At 73.8% G+C, this 22,242-nt stretch carries 18 protein-coding genes and 3 tRNA genes; 1 reads left to right on the forward strand and 20 read right to left on the reverse strand.

The features are described 5' to 3' along the window. Positions 1-30 precede the first annotated feature (30 nt). From AB0K51_RS09900 to AB0K51_RS09970, 15 genes are all read right to left on the reverse strand, one after another. Positions 31-2,652 carry a ComEC/Rec2 family competence protein gene (locus AB0K51_RS09900; RefSeq protein WP_363452520.1) on the reverse strand — a complete coding sequence of 874 codons (2,622 nt, stop codon included), beginning with the start codon at positions 2,650-2,652 and terminating at the stop codon, positions 31-33. Positions 2,653-2,756: 104 nt separating this feature from the next. Further along, positions 2,757-3,401 carry a ComEA family DNA-binding protein gene (locus tag AB0K51_RS09905; protein ID WP_363452522.1) on the reverse strand — a complete coding sequence of 215 codons (645 nt, stop codon included), beginning with the start codon at positions 3,399-3,401 and terminating at the stop codon, positions 2,757-2,759. 1,141 nt (positions 3,402-4,542) lie between these two features. After that, the gene (locus tag AB0K51_RS09910; protein ID WP_363452524.1) at positions 4,543-5,487 is read right to left on the reverse strand and encodes a DegV family protein; all 945 of its coding nucleotides are present in this window, start codon (positions 5,485-5,487) and stop codon (positions 4,543-4,545) included. Positions 5,488-5,667: 180 nt separating this feature from the next. After that, complete coding sequence (locus AB0K51_RS09915) at positions 5,668-6,453, reverse strand: hypothetical protein (RefSeq protein WP_363452526.1); 786 nt, start codon at positions 6,451-6,453, stop codon at positions 5,668-5,670. Between the two features lie 292 nt (positions 6,454-6,745). Further along, positions 6,746-9,619 (reverse strand): leucine--tRNA ligase, encoded by a 2,874-nt coding sequence (gene leuS, locus AB0K51_RS09920; protein WP_363452528.1) that lies wholly within the window; start codon positions 9,617-9,619, stop codon positions 6,746-6,748. A 257-nt stretch (positions 9,620-9,876) separates the two neighbouring features. After that, positions 9,877-11,178: a hypothetical protein gene (locus AB0K51_RS09925; RefSeq protein ID WP_363452530.1), complete on the reverse strand. Its 1,302-nt coding sequence runs from the start codon at positions 11,176-11,178 to the stop codon at positions 9,877-9,879. Positions 11,179-11,271: 93 nt separating this feature from the next. Beyond that, positions 11,272-11,344 (reverse strand) — tRNA-Ala (locus AB0K51_RS09930). Between the two features lie 153 nt (positions 11,345-11,497). Then, a tRNA-Ala gene (locus tag AB0K51_RS09935) sits at positions 11,498-11,570 on the reverse strand. A 42-nt stretch (positions 11,571-11,612) separates the two neighbouring features. Beyond that, a tRNA-Ala gene (locus AB0K51_RS09940) sits at positions 11,613-11,685 on the reverse strand. 108 nt (positions 11,686-11,793) lie between these two features. Further along, positions 11,794-12,441 (reverse strand): histidine phosphatase family protein, encoded by a 648-nt coding sequence (locus AB0K51_RS09945; protein ID WP_363452674.1) that lies wholly within the window; start codon positions 12,439-12,441, stop codon positions 11,794-11,796. Beyond that, complete coding sequence (gene rsfS, locus AB0K51_RS09950) at positions 12,438-12,875, reverse strand: ribosome silencing factor (RefSeq protein WP_363452532.1); 438 nt, start codon at positions 12,873-12,875, stop codon at positions 12,438-12,440. The genes AB0K51_RS09945 and rsfS overlap by 4 nt, the downstream gene beginning before the upstream one ends. Positions 12,876-12,999: 124 nt before the next feature. Next, a complete protein-coding gene (locus AB0K51_RS09955; protein WP_363452534.1) occupies positions 13,000-14,775 on the reverse strand; it encodes a LytR C-terminal domain-containing protein in 1,776 nt (591 codons plus the stop codon). Between the two features lie 16 nt (positions 14,776-14,791). Then, positions 14,792-15,454, reverse strand: coding sequence for a nicotinate-nucleotide adenylyltransferase (gene nadD / locus AB0K51_RS09960; protein WP_363452535.1), 663 nt, complete (start codon positions 15,452-15,454; stop codon positions 14,792-14,794). Between the two features lie 88 nt (positions 15,455-15,542). Beyond that, the gene (locus tag AB0K51_RS09965; RefSeq protein ID WP_363452537.1) at positions 15,543-15,689 is read right to left on the reverse strand and encodes a hypothetical protein; all 147 of its coding nucleotides are present in this window, start codon (positions 15,687-15,689) and stop codon (positions 15,543-15,545) included. 138 nt (positions 15,690-15,827) lie between these two features. Continuing rightward, positions 15,828-16,025 (reverse strand): hypothetical protein, encoded by a 198-nt coding sequence (locus AB0K51_RS09970; RefSeq protein WP_363452539.1) that lies wholly within the window; start codon positions 16,023-16,025, stop codon positions 15,828-15,830. Between the two features lie 186 nt (positions 16,026-16,211). Between AB0K51_RS09970 and AB0K51_RS09975 the strand changes: the two genes are divergently transcribed. Then, positions 16,212-17,303, forward strand: a complete 1,092-nt coding sequence (locus AB0K51_RS09975) for a M48 family metallopeptidase (protein WP_363452541.1) — start codon at positions 16,212-16,214, stop codon at positions 17,301-17,303. Here AB0K51_RS09975 and AB0K51_RS09980 read toward each other — a convergent pair whose 3' ends face one another. The 5 genes from AB0K51_RS09980 to proB form a co-directional block, all read right to left on the reverse strand. Then, on the reverse strand, positions 17,304-18,365 hold the full coding sequence (locus AB0K51_RS09980; protein WP_363452543.1) for a hypothetical protein: 1,062 nt from the start codon (positions 18,363-18,365) through the stop codon (positions 17,304-17,306). 79 nt (positions 18,366-18,444) lie between these two features. Then, positions 18,445-19,014, reverse strand: a complete 570-nt coding sequence (locus AB0K51_RS09985; protein WP_363452545.1) for a hypothetical protein — start codon at positions 19,012-19,014, stop codon at positions 18,445-18,447. 84 nt (positions 19,015-19,098) lie between these two features. Beyond that, on the reverse strand, positions 19,099-20,406 hold the full coding sequence (locus AB0K51_RS09990; RefSeq protein WP_363452547.1) for a glutamate-5-semialdehyde dehydrogenase: 1,308 nt from the start codon (positions 20,404-20,406) through the stop codon (positions 19,099-19,101). 70 nt (positions 20,407-20,476) lie between these two features. After that, positions 20,477-20,872: a hypothetical protein gene (locus tag AB0K51_RS09995; protein ID WP_363452676.1), complete on the reverse strand. Its 396-nt coding sequence runs from the start codon at positions 20,870-20,872 to the stop codon at positions 20,477-20,479. 143 nt (positions 20,873-21,015) lie between these two features. Further along, positions 21,016-22,152 (reverse strand): glutamate 5-kinase, encoded by a 1,137-nt coding sequence (proB, locus tag AB0K51_RS10000; RefSeq protein ID WP_363452549.1) that lies wholly within the window; start codon positions 22,150-22,152, stop codon positions 21,016-21,018. Between the last annotated feature and the right edge of the window lie 90 nt (positions 22,153-22,242).

Raw genomic sequence — 22,242 nt, forward strand, 5'->3', positions numbered from 1 at the left:
GTGGGACCCGGGCGTGGGGTGGCCGCCGGGTCAGGGCGTGGACGGGTGGGGGTGGGTGGCCACGGCGAGGTCGCCGTGGCCACCGAGGACGGCGATGTCTCCGGAGCGGTCGGTGCGCAGGACGGTGGCGCCGAGCGCCCGGAGCGCGGTCACCGTCTGCGGGGCGGGGTGGCCGTACGGGTTGCCGGTGCCGCAGGAGATCAGCGCGAGCCGCGGGTGGAGTGCGGCCAGCAGGGACCAGTCCTGGTTGGCCGAGCCGTGGTGGGCGACCTTGAGGACGTCGACCCGGCCGGGAGACGCCTGCGCGAGCGGTTGGCCCGGGGTGAGCAGCGTGGACTGGGCGGGCGGTTCGAGGTCGCCGAGCAGGACCACCCGGAGCGGGTCGGCGGCCGGGCCGAGGGTGGCGAGGATCGCGATGCTGGCGTTGTTGGGACCCGGCGCGTCGGGGGCCGGGTCGGGGCCCGGCCACAGCACCTGCCAGGACAGTTCGGGGCCGGCGCTACGGCGCTCCCCGCGGTGCGCGCGCAGGACGGGCACGCGGTCGTCGGCCGCCCAGCGCACCACCCGGTCCCGTTCGCCCGCGGGCTCGTCCAGGGTGGTCACCTCGATCGCGCCGACCGCTCGGCCGCGCAGCACGCCGGGGACGCCCTCCGCGTGGTCGGCGTGGAAGTGGGTGACGATCAGCACCGGCACCCGGGTGACGCCGAGGGTCCGCAGACAGCCGTCGGCCGTCTTGGGGTCCGGCCCGGCGTCCACCACCACGGCCGTCCCCGGCGCGACCTGAAGCACCGTCATGTCGCCCTGTCCGATGTCGCAGAGCGCCAGCCGCCAGCCCGCCGCGGGCCAGCCCGTGGCGAGGCGGGTGACGGACGCGGGCCGGAGCAGCACCAGGGGCAGCAGCACGGCGACCGCGAGCCCGGTGACGGCCCTGGCCGGTCGGCCGCGGGCCCGGTGGGTGGCGAGCAGCGCCGGCAGTGACCAGGCCAGCGCGGTGAGCACGACGACCAGCAGCGCCGCGCCCGGCAGGCCGGCGGGCCAGGCGAGTTCGGCGCCGGGCAGCTCCGCGCCGTACCGGGCGACGGTGGCCAGCCAGCCGACCGGCACGGCCGCGAGGTCTGCGAGTAGTTCCGCCGCGCGGGCCGAGAACGGCGCCGCCGTCAGAGCGGCGAAGCCAAGCAGTGTGGCGGGCGCGACGGCCGCCTCGGCGAGCAGGTTGCAGGGGATTCCGACCAGACTGATCCGCGGCGCGAGCAGCACGGTGACGGGTGAGCAGAAGGCCTGCGCGGCGGCCGTGGCGCCGACCGCCGCGGCGAGGTGGTGCGGCCAGCGGCGGGCGCGCAGGGCGGCCGTCCACCTGGGCCCGAGGATCAGCAGGCCGCCGGTGGCCAGGGCGGAGAGCAGGAAGCCGTAGGAGCGGGCGAGGTACGGATCCACCAGGACCAGGACCAGCACGGCGCCCGCCAGCGTCGGAACGCCTTGCCGTGGACGGCCGGTGGCGAGCGCCAGCAGTCCGATCAGCCCGGTCGCCGCGGCGCGGAGCACGCTGGGTTCCGGGCGGCAGATGGTGACGAACGCCAGGGTGAGGCCGGTGCCGAGCAGCGCCGTGGTGCGCAGCGACAGCCCGAGGATGCCCGCCAGGCCGCCCCGCGAGGGCGCGTCGGGGTCGGCGGGTGTCCCGCCGACCAGCACCGCCAGGATGATCGCCAGGTTGGCCCCGCTCACGGCCACCAGGTGGCCGAGGTCGGTGGCCCTGAAAGCGTCTGACAGGTCGTCGGGCAGTCGGGAGGTGTCGCCGACCACCAGGCCCGGCAGCAGGCCGCGGACGTCCGGCGAGAGGTGGTCGCAGGCGTCGCGCAGACCCGTGCGGAGGCGGGCGGCGGTGCGCTGCGGCAGGTCCGGCGGCGCGAGCAGACGGGGTGGGGTCTGCGGGGTGAGCAGGGCCGCGATGTCGGTGCGGTGGCTGCGCGCCGGGGTCGAGGCCGGAGTCGGGGTGGCGGCGGGCGTGGGTTCGGGGAGGACCTCGACGTCGACGGCGAGGCGGGTGGAGGGGATCAACTCCCGCCACCGGGCGGCGTCCTGGGCGCGGACGAGCACGGTGACGGGCGTCCGGGTGGCGGTGGGCGGGGTGCGGTCGTCGTCGGCGGGACGGACGCGGGTGACGAGGGCGGGGATGGTCAGGTTCGGCGCGGAGAGGGTGCTGCCCCGGGCTTGCGGGCCGTGGGACCTGGGGTCGCCGGTGACGGTCAGTTCGACGGTGATGCGGGGGTGGGGCGGCGGCTCGGGTTCGCCGTCGCCGTCGGCGTCGCCGTCGGCGCCGGAGCCGGAGCCCGGCTCGGTGGTGGGAGGCGGTGGGTGGGCGAGGGCGGGGAGGGGTCCGCGGTGCAGGTCCGCGGTGTGCAGGACGGTCGTGGTGACGGCAGCGGCGGCGGTGAGCAGGACGGCGGCGACCAGGCGGTACGAGGAACGGTGCGGGCCCTTCGCGGTGAGGAGGGTGCCGGCGGTGACGGTGGCGAGGAGTGCGGCGAGCAGCAGGGACGGGTGGTGGCGGGGCTCCAGGCCGAGCACGGCGGCGGCCACGGCCCAGGCGGTGACGGCGGGGAGGAGGAGCCGGTGGTCGGTACGGCTCTGCGGGGTGGGCTGGGCGACGGACACGGACACCTCCTCTCGAACGGAGGGGCTGGGAGGGTGGGTTGACGAGGCGTTCGGGCGGTCCGCGAGGGTGGGCCGAGCCGCCGGTAGGAGCGGGCGCGGTGCGGTCACAGAGTCAGGAGAGGCTTGAGGTCCTCGTACTTCCGCTCACCGATGCCCGGGACGTGGCGGAGTTGGTCGACGGAGTGGAACGGGCCGTGGGCGAGGCGGTACTGGAGGATGCGTTGGGCCAGGGCGGGCCCCACGCCAGGGAGGGTGTCGAGCTGGTCGGCGGTCGCCCGGTTGAGGCTGACGGGGCCGGCCGGCGCCGCGCCCGGTGCGACGGCGGGGGCGTCGCCGCCGACCAGGATCTGCTCGCCGTCGGCGAGCGGGCGGGCGAGGTTGAGGGAACTGGTGTCCGTCCCGGGGAGTGGGCCGCCGGCGGCCGTGACGGCGTCGGCAACGCGCGAGCCGGTGGGGAGGGTGCGCAGGCCCGGGTGGTGGACCTTGCCCGCGACGTCCACGACGAGTGCCGGTCCGGCGGCGGGGTTCGAACCTCCTTCGGTGGTCGGGGCGAGGGTGGATTCGATGCCCGCGGCGGGGATGGCGACCGGGTACGGGCGGGCGAGCCAGAAGTGCTGGACGGAGTAGGCGACGGCGAGGAGCAACAGCACGGCGAGGCCGAGCACGGCGCGGCGGTCGAGGGCGAACGCGGCGGGGAGACGGAACCGCAGCGGCAGCGGCGGGGCAGCATCGGGCGAGTCGGTGGACATGGCGGCGGCGAACTTGTCGGAGGCGGCGGACCCGGGACCTGACGATCCATCAGGAAACGCCGACGAGTCGTTTTCAGGTGCGGGAGTGGGAACGGGAGCGGGAACGGCAGCCGGAGCAGGAACGGGAGTGGGAGCGGGAGCGGCACCGGAGATGGCAGCGGGAGTGGGAGGGGCACCGGGAACGGCAGCATGAACGGGAGCGGCACCGGGAACGGGAACGGCAGCGGGAACGGGAGCAGGAACGGCGCCTGGAACGGGAGCGGGAGTGAACGGAGCATCGGGACGGATCCGCCGACCGGTGGCCGATGCGGGAGTCGGCCGTTCGCCGGTAGCGGGGGAAAGGCGAATGGGTAGCTCGGCGAGCGGCAGCGGCGACGCCGGTAACGCGGCTGGGGCATCTCCGGGCACGCCTTCGCCGCAGGTGGCGGCCACCGCCGCGAGGGCCGTCCGGCCGACGGTGTCGAGCGCGGGTGGCGCGAGAACCTGCTCGGGCCGGTCCGATGCCGCGCGACTCGCGCCGGACGCACCCGAAACCCGAGCCTGCTCGGTCCAGTCGGCTGCCGCGCCGCTCACGTCGGAGCTACCCGATACCCGAGCCTGCTCGGGCCAGTCCGCTGCCGCACCGCTCATACCGGAGCTACCCGAAGCCCGAAACTGCTCGGGCCGGCCAGCCGCCGCGCCGCTCACGCCAGAGGCACCCGAAACCCGAGCCTGCTCGGTCCAGTCGGCCGCCGCGCCGCTCACGCCAGAGGTACCCGATACCCGAGACTGCTCGGGCCGGTCCGCTGCCGCGCCGCTCACGCCGGACGCACCCGGGACCGACTCGGTGACGGCAGCGCGATCGCGCAGGAGCGGAGGGTCGGGTCCGTCGATCAACGCCACAGCCAGCGCATCTGACGTTGAGTCAGGCGCGGAGTCGGGGACGGGCGGCGGGAAGAGTTGGGCGAGGCGGTCGAGGGTGGCGTCGAGGGTCTGGCGGCGGCGGGCCCGGGGGCCGGTGATGGTCCTCATGGCGAGGACAGTAGGAGGAAACCGGGAGACCGTCGGCGAATCCGAGTGGGCCTGTGGACAACCCGGGGGTGTGGATAACTCAGGTCCCTCGTAAGGGTGAGTCCCGCGCGGTTCGGCGCGCGGGTGCGGGCTACCGCGGGGCGTCGAGCACCGGGGACACCACGACGGCGAGCAGCCCCGGGCCGACGTGGGCACCGATGACCGCGCCGACTTCGCTGACGTAGAGGGTGCGCAGGGCGGGCACGCGCTCGCGGAGTCGTTCGGCCAGCGGTTCGGCGCGGTCGGCGGCGGCGAGGTGGTGGACGGTGATGTCGACGGGCCGGTCGGCGGCCGCGGCCTGGTCGACGGCGATCTCCTCCAGCCGGGCGATGGCGCGGGAGGCGGTGCGGACCTTCTCCAGCGGTTCGATTCGGCCGCCGGCGAGGTGCAGCAGCGGCTTCACGGCCAGCGCGGAGCCGACCAGCGCGCGGGCGGTGCCGATCCGGCCGCCGCGACGCAGGTGTTCGAGCGTGTCGACGTAGAAGAAGCTGCTGGTGGCGGCAGCCCGCCCTTCGGCCGCCGCGACCACTGCGGCCAGGTCGGCCTCCGTCGTACCGGAGAGCTCGGCGGAGCGGTCCCCGGACGCGGCAGAGGCGCCAGAGGTGGCAGAGGCTGCGGCGTCCAGCATGGCGGCCAGTTCCGCCGCGGCCAGGACGCAGCCGCCGAGGGCCATGCCGACCAGGCGGCTGTCGACCACCCGGACCGGGATCGGGGCGTCGGCGGCGGCGAGTCGGGCGGCCTCGGCGGTGCCGGAGAGTTCGGCGGAGAGGTGGATCGAGACGACGCCGCGGGCACCGGCGTCGGCTGCGGCGCGGTAGGCCGCGGCGAAGGTCTCCGGGCTGGGCCGGGAGGTGGTGACGCGCTGCTTGGAACGGAGTGCTTCGGCGACGTCCTTCGGGGAGATCTCGACGCCTTCCGCGAAGACCTCGTCACCCACCGCGACGCTGAGCGGGACCACCCGGATCCGGTGCCGGTCGACGGCTTCCTGGGGCAGGTACGCCGTGGAATCGGTGACAAGTGCGAGGTGGCCGGGCATGAGGCGGAGGTTACCGCCCGCCGGGCCCGGATGACAGCGCCGGGCTCGCGGTGGTGCGCCCTGGCCACCTGCCGGTCCGACCGGGCCCCTTGCCGTTCCGACCCGGCCACTCGCGGGTTTCGCCTCCGCCACAGCGGGTAACCACCCCGGGCACGGAGCGCAACCGCCGGTGACGCGGGGTCAGGGGCGGTTGGGGCGCGCCGGGTTCGGCTTGCGCAGGCGGTCGGCGAGGCGGGAGAGCGGTTCGGCGGCGAGGCCGAGCAGCTCCTCGGCGCTGCTCTGGCGTCCCGTGCCGACGCCCTTCGGTCGCGCCGCCGTGCCCGAGGCCACCCCGGAGGCAGCAGCCGCTCCGGAGGGAGCAGCCGCCCCGTCACCCGCCACGCCACCGCCCACCGGTTCGGCAGCGTCAGCGGCAGGCGTCCAGTGCCGCAGCGCGCCCGCCTCGTCCTGGCACTCCTTGCTGAGCCGGGCCAGTTCGTCGTCGGCGAAGTGCCGCATCCGGTCCTGCGCGGCCCAGCGCAGCGAGTCCGCGGAGTGGGTGATCCGCTCGGCGCGTTCGCGCAGTTCGGGCAGCTTGGCGGCGACCCGGGCGGTCTGCGGTTCGCGTTCCAGCATCCGCAGTTCGGCGTCGAGTTCGGCGGCGTGGGCGTCGAGACGGGCGAGCAGCTGGAGGGAGTCGCCGAGTTGGGCGTCCGCCGGGAGGCCGGTCTGCAGGACCTGGCGGGTGGAGTCGAGGGCAGTGCGCAGGGACAGCCGCAGGGCGGCGATCCGGCCCTGCTCGCCGGGCTTGGCGAAGCTCTTCGCCTTGAGGGCGGCGTTCTCCACGGCCCGGCCGGCGTTGACGCTGTGCCGCTCGACCTTCGCGGCCACCGCCTTCGCGGCCTTGACCGTCGCCACCACCGCCAGCACCAGCGCCGTCACCCCGAACAGCGCGACCAGCGCGACCACCACACCGAGCGCATCCATCGGGAGCCCACCTTCCGCCCGTGACGGCCCCGGGGCCGCCTGGTACGGCCCGCGCTGCCCGCCGACTTCCACCGTAGCCCGGCCGGGGCCCCCGCAGCAGGCCGGAACCGGCTGTCCCAGGAGAGATCAGGGACAGCTCAGGGGTTCCCCCGAGCGCTCCCCCGGAAGCGGGAACGGCCCGCTACGGGGCCCGGAACACCCACCGGCCCAGAACCCACCGGCCCAGAACCCCGACGGGCCGGCCACCTCCCCGGAACGGGAAGGCGGCCGGCCCACGGCAACTGACGGGACGTCAGCCGGTGACGATGTTGACCAGCTTCGGCGCGCGCGCGATGACCTTGCGGACCTGCGCACCGCCGATGGCGGCGACCACGGTCGGGTCGGCCAGCGCCAGCGCCTCCAGCTCGGCGTCCGAGATGCTCGGCGGGACCTCCAGGCGGGCCTTGACCTTGCCCTTGATCTGCACGACGCAGGTCACGGTCTCGTCGACCACGTACGCCGGGTCCGCGACCGGGTAGTCGGCGAACGCCAGCGACTCCTCGTGGCCCAGGCGGCGCCACAGCTCCTCGGCGATGTGCGGGGCCAGCGGGGCGACCAGCAGGACGATCCGCTCGGCGACCGAGCGCGGCGTGGAACCGCGCTTCACCAGGAAGTTGTTCAGCTCGATGGCCTTGGCCACGGCGGTGTTGAACCGCATGGCGGCCATGTCGCCGCGGATGCCGTCGATCGCCTTGTGCAGCGCGCGCAGCGTGGCCTCGTCCGGCTCCTCGTCGGTGACCACCAGCTCGCCGGTGACCTCGGAGACGATGTTGCGCCACAGCCGCTGCAGGAAGCGGTAGGAGCCGACCACGGCGCGGGTGTCCCAGGGGCGGGAGACGTCCAGCGGGCCCATCGCCATCTCGTACAGGCGCAGCGTGTCCGCGCCGTACTCGTCGGCGATCTCGTCGGGGGCGACGGCGTTCTTCAGCGACTTGCCCATCTTGCCCGCCTCGCGGCGGACCGGCTCGTCGTCCCAGTAGTACTGGCCGTCGCGCTCCTCGACCTCGGCCGCGGGCACCGGGAAGCCGCGGGCGTCGCGGTAGACATCGGCGGTGATCATGCCCTGGTTGAACAGCTTGTGGAACGGCTCGACCGATGAGACGTGGCCCAGGTCGTGCAGCACCTTGTGCCAGAAGCGCGCGTACAGCAGGTGCAGCACGGCGTGCTCGGCTCCGCCGACGTACAGGTCGACGCCGCCGGCCGGCTTCTCGGCGGTCGGGCCCATCCAGTAGGCCTCGTTGGCGGGGTCGACGACGGTGGCCGAGTTGATCGGGTCGACGTAGCGCAGCTCGTACCAGCAGGAACCCGCCCAGTTGGGCATGGTGTTGGTCTCGCGGCGGTAGGTCTTCGGGCCGTCGCCCAGGTCCAGTTCGACGTTGACCCAGGCCTCGTTGCGCGACAGCGGGGTCTTCGGCGAGGAGGCGGCGTCGTCCGGGTCGTAGGTGTGCGGCGAGTAGTCGTCGACCTCGGGGACCTCGACCGGCAGCATCGACTCGGGCAGCGCGTGCATCGCGCCGGTCTCGTCGTAGACGATCGGGAAGGGCTCGCCCCAGTAGCGCTGACGGCTGAACAGCCAGTCGCGCAGGCGGAAGTTGACGGTGCCTTCGCCGATGCCCTGCTCGGCCAGCCAGGCGGTGATCCGGGCCTTGGCGTCGACCACGGACAGGCCGTTCAGCGAGATGCCGTCGCGCTCGGAGTTGATCAGCACCGAGTCGTAGGTGTCGAAGGCGTCGTCCCAGGCGTGCGGGTCCTCGCCGCGGCCGTCGGTGGGCTGGACCACGCAGCGCATCGGCAGGTTGAACGCCTGCGCGAAGGCGAAGTCGCGGCCGTCGTGCGCCGGGACGGCCATGATCGCGCCGGTGCCGTAGCCCATCAGCACGTAGTCGGCGATGAACACCGGGATCTGCTCGCCGCTGACCGGGTTGGTCGCGTGGGCGCCGGTGAAGACGCCGGTCTTCACCTTGGCGTCGGCCTGCCGCTCGACGTCGGACTTGGCGGCGGCGGCCGCCCGGTACGCGGCGACGGCCTCGGCCGGGCTCGCGGCGCCGCCGGTCCACTCGTCACGGGTGCCGGCCGGCCAGGCGGCGGGCACGATCGTGTCGACCAGGGCGTGCTCGGGGGCCAGCACCATGTAGGTGGCGCCGAACAGCGTGTCGGGGCGGGTGGTGAAGACGGTGACGGTGTCGCCGCCGACGCCGAAGTCGACCCGGGCGCCCTCGGAGCGGCCGATCCAGTTGCGCTGCTGCAGCTTGATCGCCTCGGGCCAGTCCAGCAGGTCCAGGTCGGAGATCAGCCGGTCCGCGTAGGCGGTGATCCGCATCATCCACTGGCGCAGGTTGGACTTGAACACCGGGAAGTTGCCGCGCTCGGAGCGGCCGTCCGCGGTGACCTCCTCGTTGGCCAGCACGGTGCCCAGACCGGGGCACCAGTTGACCGGCACCTCCTTGGAGTACGCCAGCCGGTACTCGCCCAGCACCTCGTCGCGCTCGACGCCGGACAGCTCGGCCCAGGCACGGCCGCCCGGCACCTCACGCTCGCCGGACTCGAACCGCGCCACCAGCTCGGCGATCGGGCGGGCCTTGCCCGCCTCCTCGTCGTACCAGGAGTTGAAGATCTGCAGGAAGATCCACTGGGTCCAGCGGTAGTACTCGGGGTCGATCGTGGAGATCGAGCGGCGCGAGTCGTGGCCCAGGCCCAGCCGGCGCAGCTGGCGGCGCATGTTGGCGATGTTGTCCTCGGTGGACACCCGCGGGTGCACGCCGTGCTGGACGGCGTACTGCTCGGCGGGCAGGCCGAACGCGTCGTAGCCCAGGGTGTGCAGGACGTTGTGCCCGTTCATCCGCTGGTAGCGGGCGTACACGTCGGTCGCGATGTAGCCCAGCGGGTGACCGACGTGCAGACCGGCGCCCGACGGGTACGGGAACATGTCCATGATGAAGCTGTGCGGCTTCGCGGCGACGGACGTCCCGTCCGCCAGCGGGCCGACCGGGTTGGGGGCGTTGAACGTCCCCTCCTTCTCCCACAGGTCCTGCCAGCGGGACTCGATCTCGGCGGCCAGCGCGGCGCCGTAGCGGAAAGGCTCGGTGGCGGCTTCGGCCGCGCCGGAAGCGGGGGTCGTCTCGCTCATGGTCCTTCGGGCTCCATCGTCATCAGTCGCGAACAGGCCGTGGAAAGCAGAAAACCCCTCACGCAGGAGGGGATGCCACGCTGACTCCGGCCACCCGGCCGGTCCTGGTCAGCGCGGCCGGCTAAGAAGCAGGCGCACCGTTCGCATGGGCTCAGGGTACCGCACCGTCACAAGGCGGATTCGCGCCGCCGACGCCGCCGATGCCACCGACGCCACCAGCCCGCCAGCCCGCCGGTCCTGGCCCCCGACCCCGCCCGTCAGTCCCCCGGCGTCTCCGCGCGCATCGCGGTGTCGAACTCCCGCAGCGCCCGGGCCACCCGCGCGGACTGCATGCCCGCCGCCAACTGCCGGGCCCGGTCGGCGGTGCGTTCGGCCTCGGCGCCCTCGCCGGTGCGCCGGTAGGAGTCGGCCAGCCGGACCATCAGCAGCGCCTTGGCGCGGGCGCGCTCCGCGGTCAGCGCCTCGATCGCGCCGGCCAGCAGCCCGCGGGCGCGCTCGTGCTCGCCGAGCAGCAGGTAGCCCTCCCCCACCATGCCTTCCAGGTCGGCGCGTTCCTGCCCGTGCCCGTCGAAGCCGTCCAGCTCCCGGAAGGCCCGCTCGGCGACCGCCTCGGCGCTGATCTGCTCGCCCTTGCGGCCGTGCGCGCGGGCGATCCGGCCGAGCTGCAGCGCCCGCTCACGGGGTGTCAGCACCCCGTCGGCGGCGCGCAGCGCGGTGGAGAGCATGGCGACCGGGTCGAGGCCCCGCCCGCCGGAGTTGTAGGTGGCCTGGACGGCCAGGCAGCCGACCACGCCGACGCCGAGCCGCGGGTCGCCGGAGACGTGCGCGGCCCGCAGCGCGGCGACGAAGGCGCGCTGCGCGGCGGCGTCGTTGCCCATGTCGTAGTTGGCCCAGCCGACCAGCCGGGCCAGCCGGCTGGCCGCCCCGTAGAGTTCGCGGCCGAGCGGCTCGTCGTAGCTGCCGAGCTCCAACAGCTTTCCCACCATGGCGAGTTCGGCCTTGGCGAGGTCGAGGATCAGGCCGCCGCCGTAGGTGCGTTCCAGCCGCTGCTTGGAGTCGTGGGACAGCCGCAGGTCGGCGAGCTGCTCGGGGGCGATGCGCAGGGCCCCTTCGCCGCCGACCACCGGGGGCGGTGGCGAGGCCCAGTGCCGGGCGGCCTGTTCGAGTTCGTCGCCGCGGAACAGGTCGGTGAGCCGGACCGGACCGGCGTCCGCCCCCGCCTCGCGCAGCGCGGTCTGCGCGGTGTCGGCGGTCCACGGGTCGGTGAGCAGCCGCGGGGAGAGCATCTTGGCGCCCCGGTTGGTGCCCATCTGGCCCCAGAGCTGCTCGTACGTGACGGCGATGCCGACGCTGCGGCCGAGCACCTCGCAGACCGTCTGGTCGTGCGGCGAACGCGGCACCATGCCCCGGTCCCGCCACTTGTACGGGGCGGTGGAGCTGATCGCGAGCCCGGTCGGCAGCGCCGCGTTGACCTCGCGAGCCAGCCGCTCGGGGCTCCAGCCGAGCTGGTGGAGTATCCGGGCCAGCTCCTCGTTCCGTTTCCGCGCCAGATCGGCCATGGCACGACGGTAGCGGCCTCGGCGGCCCGCTCGGTAGGGAAGTCCGGTGAACGACCGAAGGCCGCCCCTGCCGGGACGGCCTTCGAACTGCTGTGGAGCTACGGAGAATCGAACTCCGGACCTATTGCATGCCATGCAATCGCTCTACCAACTGAGCTATAGCCCCATACTCTTGTCACCTGCGGTTTCCCTCGGCGACATCGACAACTGTACACGCTCGGCGGGGAGTCCCCTAATCCGTTCCGGACCCCGCGCACCGCGCCCCGGAAACACCGAAGGCCGCCACCCGGTCTCGGGTCGCGGCCTCGCGGAACTGCTGTGGAGCTACGGAGAATCGAACTCCGGACCTATTGCATGCCATGCAATCGCTCTACCAACTGAGCTATAGCCCCGCAACACTGACGACCCGTCAATGACGGACCGCCGGTGCGGAGTGGAGCTACGGAGAATCGAACTCCGGACCTATTGCATGCCATGCAATCGCTCTACCAACTGAGCTATAGCCCCACGGTCCCGCGACTTCCGCCCCCGTCTCCGGTCTGCGTTCCTCGCTGCGAACGAGGAAGACTCTAGCTGGTCAGAGGCGGAACTGTGAAATCCGGTCGCGGCCCGGCCTCAGGTCTCGTCGCCGATGACCGGCTGCGGCAGCGTCCCCGCGTTGTGCTCCAGCAGCCGCCAGCCGCGCGAGCCGCGGCCGAGCACCGACCAGCAGCAGTTCGACAGGCCGCCGAAGCGCTCCCACGACTGCGGCTCCATGTCCAGCAACCGGCCGATCATGGTGCGGATGGTGCCGCCGTGGCTGACCACCACCACGGTGCCGTTCTCGGGCAGCTTGCCGACCGCGTCCAGCACCACCGGGACGGACCGGTCGGCCACCTCGGTGGCCAGCTCGCCGCCGCCGCGGCGGACCGGCTCGCCGTTCGCCCACGCCTCGTACTGCTCCGGGTAGCGGGCCCGGATCTCGGCGTTGGTCAGGCCCTGCCACTCCCCCGCGTAGGTCTCCCGCAGGCCCTCGTGGTGGTGCACCTCCAGGCCGGTGAGCCGGGCCAGCTCGACCGCGGTGCGCCGGGCCCGCTGCAGGTCGGAGGAGACCAGCAGGTCGGGCCGCAGCGCGGCGAGCAGCCGGGCGGACCGCTGGGCCTGGAAGAGGCCCTGGTCGGTCAGCTCGATGTCGGTGGTGCCCTGGAACCGCGACTCGAGGTTCCAGGAGGTCTGACCGTGCCGCCAGAAGACGATCCGCGGACCGGCCGCGGAGCCGCTCAGAGCTCGCCCCCGGAGACGGCGTTGCCGGCCGCGTCGGTGACGGCGTTCTCGGGCCGGTTGCGGGTGGCCAGCGCGTCCGCGGGGATCGGCAGTTCGGGGCAGTCCTTCCAGAGGCGGTCCAGCGAGTAGAAGGAGCGCTCCTCGGAGTGCTGGACGTGCACGACGATGTCGAGGTAGTCCAGCAGGATCCAGCGGCCCTCGCGCTCGCCCTCCCGGCGGACCGGCTTGACGTCCAGCTTCTCGCGGAGCTGGTCCTCGATCTCCTCGGCGATGGCGCGGACCTGGCGGTCGTTGGCGGCGGAGGCGATCACGAAGGCGTCGGTGATCGACAGCACCTCGCTGACGTCGAAGGCGATGATGTCGTGGGCCAACTTGTCGGCCGCCGCCTGGGCGGCGACGTTGATGAGTTCCTGGCTGCGGTCAGTGACGGTCACGATGCTCTTCCGGATCGGCTGTAGAGATACCCACCCAGGATCTCACGAACGCGCCGAGGCCCCCGAGCGGTTTCCCGCCGAGGGCCCCGATGCGTGCCCCGCCACGGCGGCGGGACGCGTCCGGCTACTGCGACTTGGGCTGGTAGTCCTTGCCGAGGACCAGCACCAGGTCGGCGTTCTGCGCCTCCGTGACCTTCTTCACGGCGGTGTCCGGCAGGCCCAGGCTGGTGGCCAGGGTCAGCGCGGCGGGCTGCTTCGCGTCGTCGGTGTAGCGGATCTCCGAGTTCGCCTGCACCGCCGCCTTGGCGGTGGACGGCAGCGCGTCCATGCCCGCGTTGGAGACGCCGACCTGCGCGGCGGTCACCGCGTCGTTGTTGCCGGAGGCGTTGACCACGGTGACCCGGGTGCTGCCGCCGGTGCCCTTGGCGTTGTTGACGGTGCCGCCGAGGATCTCCTTCACCTGCTGGCCGGCGGTGGCGTCGTCCAGGGTGCCGTCCGGCTTGGCCTTCAGCACGGCGGTGGTCAGGTGTCCGGCCTTGGCCTGCTCGGAGAGCTTCACCAGCACCCCGGCCAGCGCGGTCTCCGGCAGCGAGGGGTCGGCGACCGCGTTCATCCGGTGCACGTCGTCGGTGGCGTCGGCCAGCGTGGTCGGCATCGACCGCACCACGGCCTCCAGCACCTGGCCGAACCGCGCCAGTTGCGCGTCCCGGCCCTCCCCCGCGGCCTGCAGGGTGGCGTAGGCGACGGCGGCATGGCCGGTCAGCGTGGTGCCCTTGCCCGCCGGGGCCAGCACCTTGCCGTCGGGCTTGTTGCCCTCGCGCACCTCGGCGTTGGTGTCGACCTTGATGCTGCCGAGCTGGGCGACCAGCAGCTGCAGGTAGGGGGTGTCCAGCCGCCAGGTGCCGGCCACCTGGGCGCCGAGCACGGTGGACAGGCCGTCGCGGGTGGCGGAGGCGCCGACCGCGTCCAGCGCCTGGCCGACCGTGGTGGTGGCGCTGTCGCCGTTGCTGGGCAGCCGCAGGGTGTCGGGCAGCAGCAGCACGGTGGCCTTCTGCCCGCCCTCGTCGTCGACCAGCAGCGCGGTGGTGACCTTGCCCTGCAGGTCGCGCAGGTGCACCACGTTGACGCTGCGCCCGCCGGCCGCCTTGGCCGCGGTGTCCGCGCCGCCGAGCTTGCCGGTGAACCACAGGTAGCCGGCCGCGCCGGCCGCCAGCACGGCCAGCACCACCAGCAGCGCGATCAGCCGGTTGCGCAGCCGGCGCCGGCGCTCGGCCCGCACCTCGCTGCGTGACTCGGCGAACTTCAGCCAGTCGATGGCGTCCTCGGACTCCTCCGTCTTCTCGTCGACGAAGGTGAACTCGCCCGTGGCGTAGGAGTCCCGGGCCTTGGCCGCGGCCCGGCCGCCGACCATCTCGGACGGCTCCTCGCGCTCCGGCGCGGGCGCCGCCGCGGGGGCGGGCCGCGGCCGCGGCGGCGGAGGCACCACCGGGGCGACCGGGGTGACCTGGGCGACCGGCGGCGCGGGCGGCGCCTGCACCGGCTGCTGCTGGTAGTACCCCTGCGCGGGCTGCTGCTGCCCGTAGTACGGGTCGTACGGCTGCTGCCCGTACTGCTGCCCGCCGTACGGCTGCTCGTAGCCGGGCTGGTAACCGCCCTGGTCGTAGCCGCCCTGCTCGTAGCCGGACTGCTGGTAGCCCTGCTGCTGGTAGCCGGGCTGCGCGGCGTACGGGTCCTGCGGCGGGTAGCCCTGGTACGGCAGCTGCTCGTACGGGCCGCCGCCGTACTGCTGCTGCTCCTGGCCGTACTGCTGGTGCGGCTGCTCCTGCGGGTACCCCTGCTGCTGCGGGTAGCGCGGCTGGCGCTGCTCGAACCAGCTGTCGTCCTCCGACGTTCCGGTCACGCCGTCCCTCCCAGGATCACGGCCGGGCCGACGCGTAGAGCGCCCGCTTGTGGATGTATCGGACCACGCCGTCCGGCACCAGGTACCAGATGGGTGCGCCCTTGGCGACCCGGATCCGGCAGTCGGTGGAGGAGATGGCGAGGGCGGGCACCTCGACCAGCGAGACCCCGCCGACCGGCAGGCCGGTGTCGGAGAGAGTATGGCCCGGCCGGGTGCAGCCGATGAAGTGCGCGAGGTCGAAGAGCTCCTCGGAGGAGCGCCAGGAGATGATCTGGGCGAGCGCGTCGGCGCCGGTGATGAAGAACAGCTCGGCGTCGGGGTGCAGGGCGCGCAGCTCGCGCAGGGTGTCCACGGTGAACGTGGGGCCGTGGCGGTCGACGTCGATCCGGCTGACCGAGAACTGCGGGTTCTCCGCGGTGGCGATCACCGTCATCAGGTAGCGGTCCTCGGCCGGGGAGACCGTGCGGTCGGACTTCTGCCACGGCTGCCCGGTCGGGACGAAGATCACCTCGTCGAGGTGGAAGGCGCTGGCCACCTCGCTGGCGGCCACCAGGTGACCGTGGTGGATCGGGTCGAAGGTGCCGCCCATCACGCCCAGCCGGCGCCGGCGCGGCGCACCGCCGGACGCGGGCGCGCCCGTCGCGGTACCGGCCCGGGTGGTCTCGACCTGCTCTCTCATGGCGCCACACCTTACGCGACCCGGATGACCCGGGGGTTCCGCCCGTTCGCGGGCCCCGGGCGGTCCGGTCGCTGCACTGCCGCCGGGGTCAGCGGTCGCGGTTGAAGCGGGTGGTGATGAAGAGCAGCAGCAGCAGGATGAACAGCGCCGAGCCGCCCGTCAGCAGGGGGTTGAGGCTCTCGTGGTTCCCGCCCTCGGCGAGGTGGGCGAGGGTGGGCAGGGTGGCAGCGCTCATGATCGGCGGGACCTTCTCGGCTCGGCTTGGAGGACCAGGCGGTCACGGACCGTGCGGCCCGCGCGCTCATCGTACGGGGGCCCTATACGCAACCGCGCGGCGGCCCACCGCGTCTGACCCCGCGTGAGCCCGCGGCGCTCAGCCCTGGTCGGCGTGCTCGCGCTCGGCCGCGCGCGCGGCGTCCCGCTTGGCACCGTCGCGGGAGGCTCGGGCCAGCGCCCAGACCAGCAGCCCGACGCCGACGAAGGAGGCGATCAGGATGATCCGCAGGAACAGCCCGGGGCCGGATTCGTTGGAGATCGGTCCGGCGAGCTGGACCAGGTCGGCAGGGGACATCACGGGGCTCCTTTTCGGTACGTCACAGTCAGGGTAGTCGCGCTTACCGCCTGCGCCGCCCGCACCCCCGGTCGGCGCGGCGCGCGGCGGGGACGACTTCGGGCACAGCGACGTTGAATCCGACAGCAGCGGGGGCCGGCCGTACGGAGCCGGTGCCGGCGTCGATCCAGGGAGGGCATTCACACCATGACCGACATGACCAAGGGCGCCGCACCGAGCCGCCGCCGGCAGCGGTTCCCGGAGATCTCCACCCGCGCCTGGGAGCACCCGGCCGACCGCTCCGCGCTGGTCGCGCTGCGCAAGCTCAGCGGGTTCGACGAGATCCTCAAGAAGCTGGCCGGCCTGGTCTCCGAGCGCAGCGTCCGGCTGATGTTCCTGGCCACCGCGGTACGCGCCTCCGAGCGGCAGTTCCCCGAGCTGTTCGACATGGTGCGGGACGCGGCGTACGTGCTGGACCTGGAGAAGGTCCCGGAGCTGTACGTCACCCAGGACCCGCGGGTCAACGCGATGTGCATCGGCATGGACACCCCGGTGATCGTGGTGACCACCGGCCTGGTGGACCTGCTGGACGAGGAGGAACTGCGCTCGGTGATAGGCCACGAGGTCGGGCACGCGATGTCCGGCCACGCGGTGTACCGCACCATGCTGCTGATCCTCACCAACCTGGCCGCCCGGCTCGGTTGGCTGCCGCTGGGCAACCTGGCGATCACCGCGGTGATCACCGCGCTCAAGGAGTGGTTCCGCAAGGCCGAACTCTCCAGCGACCGGGCCGGCCTGTTGGCGGGTCAGGACCTGCAGGCGTCGATGCGGGCGCTGATGAAGCTGGCCGGCGGCGCGAACCTGGCCGAGATGAACGTCGACGCCTTCCTGGAGCAGGCCGAGGAGTACGACCGGGCCGGCGACCTGCGCGACGGCGTGCTGAAGCTGCTGCAGGTGCTGCCGCAGACCCACCCGTTCGCGGTGGTGCGGGTGGCCAAGCTGAAGAAGTGGGCGGAGAGCGAGGAGTACCGGTCGATCCTGGCGGGCGCGTACCCGCGCCGCGGCGACGACCCGGACACCTCGGTCGGCGCGCAGTGGAAGGCCGCCGCGGACTCCTACTCGCAGTCGGTGAAGGAGAGCAAGGACCCGCTGATGGGCCTGCTGCGCGACATGGCGGGCGGGGTCGGCACGGTCGGCGGGAAGCTCCGCGACACCTTCACGGGCGCCGCCCGCGCCGCGTCGAACGGCGCGAACGGGTCCCACGGCTCCACCGGTGCCGACGGCTCCGCGGAGAGCTGATCAGCCGGTGATCGGCCCGAGCACCCCGCAGCTCTGCCAGGCGGGCCGGCTGTGGTCGGCCGGGTCGACGGCGGGCGGGCTGCTCGGGCGGACCCCGGCCGCGGTGGCCAGCACCGGCTGCAGGTAGTCGGACTGCGCGACGCCGCAGTTGGTCGGCCCGGACTGCACCGCGGCGTCCACCACCCGCAGCCGCCCGGTGTCCAGGTCGGCGCGGTCGATCTCGAAGCGCACCGCCCGGCGCACCGCGTACAGGCCGACCGAGGGGTCGCTGGTGGTGCCGGCCGGGCGCAGCGCGTAGACGAAGGTGTGGTCGGCGACGATCTCCAGGGTGCCGCTGTCCGCCTCGCCGACCTGGACGCTGCCGGCGACCTTGACGGTGTCCCCGGCGAGCGCGATCTGCCCGGGGTCGAACCGGACCAGCCAGCCGGTCGCCGCGTGGTGCTGATCGTCACGCGGCGTGTTGACGCTGTCGTCGTACTGGGCCTGCTCGCCGGGGGTGACCAGCCGGCGGGCCTGCCCGGTCTCGCTCTGCCCGACCGTGGCGGGGCTGAGCGAGGAGACCGCCAGGTACTGCTCGACGGTGCCGAGCGCGCGGGTCACCTCGGACTTGGTGAAGTGTGAGGTCGCCGCGGCGGCCGGCACGCCGAGGCCCGCGGTGCCGTCCGCGTAGCCCGGCGGCAGCCCCGCGAACGGGTTGGCCGGGTCGGCGACCGCCGCGACCACGCCGGCCGGGGCGAGCGCGGTCAGGCTGACGGTGAGCTGGTTGCCGCTGGGCGGGGAGACCTGCCGGTGCGGGGAGCTGATGCCGAAGTACACGGCCGCGCCGAACGCCACCACGACCAGGAGCAGCAGGGCCACCGCCTGGCGCGGCAGCGAGCCGAACCAGCCCCAGCCGCGCGGCCGGGTGGCACGGCCGAACGCGCCGCTGAGCCGCTCGCGCGCCGACAGCTCCTGGATCCGGGCAGCCTTTACGAACGATTCGTCGAAGACGACGGACCGGAACTCGTCCTCGTTGGAACCGCCCTCGGGCCCGCCCTCGGGAGGCTCGCGCGGGTCACCCATAGCACCAGGGTAGACGCGCCTGCCGTCCGGTACGAGGGGCCGCGCGTAACGGCTGCACGACAGCGCCCAGCAGCGCGGCTCAGCCCACCGGCAACGGGACCATCGACGGCTCCACGTGAGTGGGCGCCGCGCCCGGGCTGCTGCTGCCGGACTGCGGCCGCGCCGGCGAACCGGCCGCCCCGCCGACGCCCCGGTAGACCGCGGCGACCGCCAGCGCGACCACACCGACGCCCATCACCACGGCCAGCACCCAGGCCACCGGCCGGTGCCAGCGCTGCTGGGCGACCTGCCCGCCGCGCAGCGGGTCGAAGCCGCGCATCCGGCCCCACCGGGAGCGGCGTCGCACCCGCTCGCGGCCGGACCACGGGTCCGGGTAGAAGCAGTCCTCGTCCAGCCCGCCGGGCAGCGGCCGCAGCTCCAGCGGCAGGCCGTCGCTCCCGGACACGAGCTCATGGCCCCGGACCGACCCGCCCTGCTCGGGCTCGAGCCTGGCCTCGGCCGCGGCGAGCTGCCGCTCCCTGGCACTCGGCTCGCGCACGGCGGCGGAACGGACGAAGCTCTCGTCGAAGACCACGGCGGCGAACTCGTCGTTCGCACCACCGTGGTCGGCGCCGTCGGAGTACGGCGAGCCCCCCACTTCCTCAGCCACGGATTCAATGTATTACCGGCCCGGGCTTTTGTCTGTGGGTCGCGCCGATCGGACCGCGGAAGCGTCCGACGGGGTGTCGGCCGGTCAGCCGCCGACCGTCTGCCGGGCCTCGCCGCGGACGTGGCCGTCACCGGTGACGATGTACTTGGTGCTGGTCAGCTCGGGCAGGCCCATCGGGCCGCGGGCGTGCAGCTTCTGGGTGGAGATGCCGATCTCCGCGCCGAAGCCGAACTCACCCCCGTCGGTGAACCGGGTCGAGGCGTTGACGGCCACCGTGGTGGAGTCCACCAGCTGCGTGAAGCGGCGGGCGGCGGCCTGCGAGGTGGTGACGATCGCCTCGGTGTGACCGGAGGAGTAGCGCCGGATGTGGTCCACCGCCGCCTCCAGCGAGGGCACCACCGCGGCCGCCAGGTCCAGCGAGAGGTACTCGGTCTCCCAGTCCTCCTCGGTGGCCGGCACGGCCGTCACCGCGCTGCCCTCGGCGGCCTTCAGCACCGCCTCGTCGCCGTGCACCGTCACCCCGGCCTCGGCCAGCGCGGCCAGCGCGAGCGGCAGGAAGGCGTCGGCGACGTCCTGGTGCACCAGCAGGGTCTCCGCGGCGTTGCAGACGCTGACCCGCTGCGCCTTGGAGTTCAGCAGCACGCCGACGGCCATCGCCAGGTCGGTCTGCGCATCCACGTACACGTGGCAGTTGCCGGTGCCGGTCTCGATCACCGGGACGGTCGATCCCTCCACCACGGTGCGGATCAGCGCGGCGCCGCCTCGCGGGATCAGCACGTCCACCAGGCCGCGGGCGCGCATCAGCTCCTGCACCGACTCGCGGCTCTCGCCCGGCACCAGCTGGATCACGTCGGCCGGCAGGCCGGCCCCGGCGACCGCCGCGCGCAGCACCTCGACCAGCGCGGTGTTGGAGCGGTACGCGGAGGCGGAGCCGCGCAGCAGCACCGCGTTGCCGGACTTCAGGCAGAGCGCCGCGGCGTCCACCGTCACGTTCGGCCGGGCCTCGTAGATGATGCCGACCACGCCGAGCGGGACCCGCACCTGGCGGACGTCCAGACCGTTCGGCAGGGTGTAGCCGCGCACCACCTCGCCGACCGGGTCGGGCAGGCCGACCACGCTGCGCACGTCGGCGGCGATCGCGGCGATCCGGTCCTGAGTGAGCGTCAGCCGGTCGATCACCGACTCCGCGGTGCCCGCCTCGCGGGCCCGGGCGACGTCCTGCGCGTTGGCCGCGGTGATCTCCCCGGCGCGGGCGACCAGCGCCTCCGCGATCGCCAGCAGCGCGGCGTCCTTCACCGACCGCGGCACTGGCGCCAGGACGGCGGCCGCCTCCCGGGCACGGCGCGCGGCGGCGAGGACGGGGCTGTCGGCGGTGGCGGTGAGGTCGCTCATGCGCCCAGCCTAGCGAGAAGCCGGTCCCGTCCCGCCGCACATTTCGCCCGCTGAGACGTACCGCCGGAGGTCAGTACGGGTGCACGCCGCCGAGCTGCGGCGGCGGATCGCCGAAGCCCTCCGCGACCCGCTTGTGGTAGGTCGGCCGGTCCACCACCTCGAGGCCGACGATCTCCCAGGCCGGCAGCTTCGCGCTCACCTTGTGCTCGCCCCACAGCCGCAGCGCGATCGCCGCGGCGTCGTGCAGGTCGCGGGCCTGCTCCCAGTAGCGGATCTCGGCGTGGTCGGCCGCGTAACGGGCCGTCAGGAAGAAGGAGTGGTCGTGCGCCAGCTTCTCCAGCCCGGCCCGCAGCTCGGGCAGCGGGGACGCCGCCCCGGCCACGCTCAGCACCACGTGCCAGAGCCGGCCCTGCTCCGGTTCCACGACGCCCGGGTTCGGGTCCTCGTCGCTCCGGCCGCCCTCGATGCTGGTGAGCCGGCGCTCCGTCCGCTGCTGCCCGGGCAGCGCTTCCTCCCGCCTGCGTCCCACCGGCGGCCTCCTGTTCAGCGTGTCGCGCGGGCCCCCCGACCCGCTGCTCCCACCCCCCGTACCGGCCCCGCCGCCCGTGCTCAGGCGCGCAGTACCACCAGGTCGTCCCGGTGGACGACCTCACGTTCGTACGCGGCACCGAGCTCCTGGGCCAGTTCTCGGGTGGACCGGCCGAGCAGACGGGGCAACTCCCTCGCATCAAAGTTGACCAGTCCGCGGGCGACGATGTGACCGTTTTCGCCAAGAAGGTCGACGGGATCACCCGCGACGAACTCCCCCTCCACCCGGGTCACTCCGGCCGGCAGCAGCGACTTGCCGCCGTGCACCACCGCGGCCACCGCACCGTCGTCGAGGGTCAGCGCGCCGCGCGGCGAGGAGGCGTGCTCCAGCCACAGCAGCCGGTCCGCCGAGCGGCTGCCGGTCTTGCGGAACAGCGTGCCGGTGGGCCGGCCGGCCAGCGCGTCGGCCGCGTGGCTGGCCGCGGTGAGCACCACCGGGATGCCCGCGCCGGTGGCGATCCGGGCCGCCTCCACCTTGGTCACCATGCCGCCGGTGCCGACGCCCGCCTTGCCCGCGCTGCCGATCTCCACGCCCGCCAGGTCCTGCGGGCCGTCCACCACCGCGATCCGGCTGCTGCCGGGCTTGCTCGGGTCGCCGTCGTACAGGCCGTCCACGTCGGAGAGCAGCACCAGCAGGTCGGCCCGCACCAGGTGCGCCACCAGCGCCGCCAGCCGGTCGTTGTCGCCGAACCGGATCTCGGCGGTGGCCACCGTGTCGTTCTCGTTGACGATCGGCATCGCGCCCATCACCAGCAGCTGGTCCAGCGTCCGGTACGCGTTGCGGTAGTGCGCCCGCCGGCTGGCGTCCTCGGCGGTCAGCAGCACCTGGCCGACCCGCACCCCGTAGCGCGCGAACGAGGCCGTGTAGCGGGCCACCAGCAGGCCCTGGCCGACACTGGCCGCGGCCTGCTGGCGGGCCAGGTCCTTGGGTCGGCGCTCCAGTCCGAGCGGCGCCAGGCCGGCCGCGATCGCGCCCGAGGACACCAGCACGATCTCCGGCGCCGTCGCCCCCGCCCGGGCCTTCGCCAGCGTGTCCACCAGCGCGTCGACCCGGTCCGCGTCCAGGCCGCCGGCCGCGGTGGTCAGCGACGAGGAGCCGACCTTCACCACGATCCGCCGCGCCGAAACGACCTCTTCGCGGAGCAACTGATCCACCATCAGTGGGACCCTTCCGACGCGACGCTGGTACGCCCGCAATGTAGCCAGTCGGCGAGCCGAGCACGAAATCCGTCCAGGAACGCCGAACGC

The sequence above is a fragment of the Kitasatospora sp. NPDC049285 genome (genome assembly GCF_040678815.1).
Taxonomy (GTDB): Bacteria; Actinomycetota; Actinomycetes; order Streptomycetales; family Streptomycetaceae; genus Kitasatospora.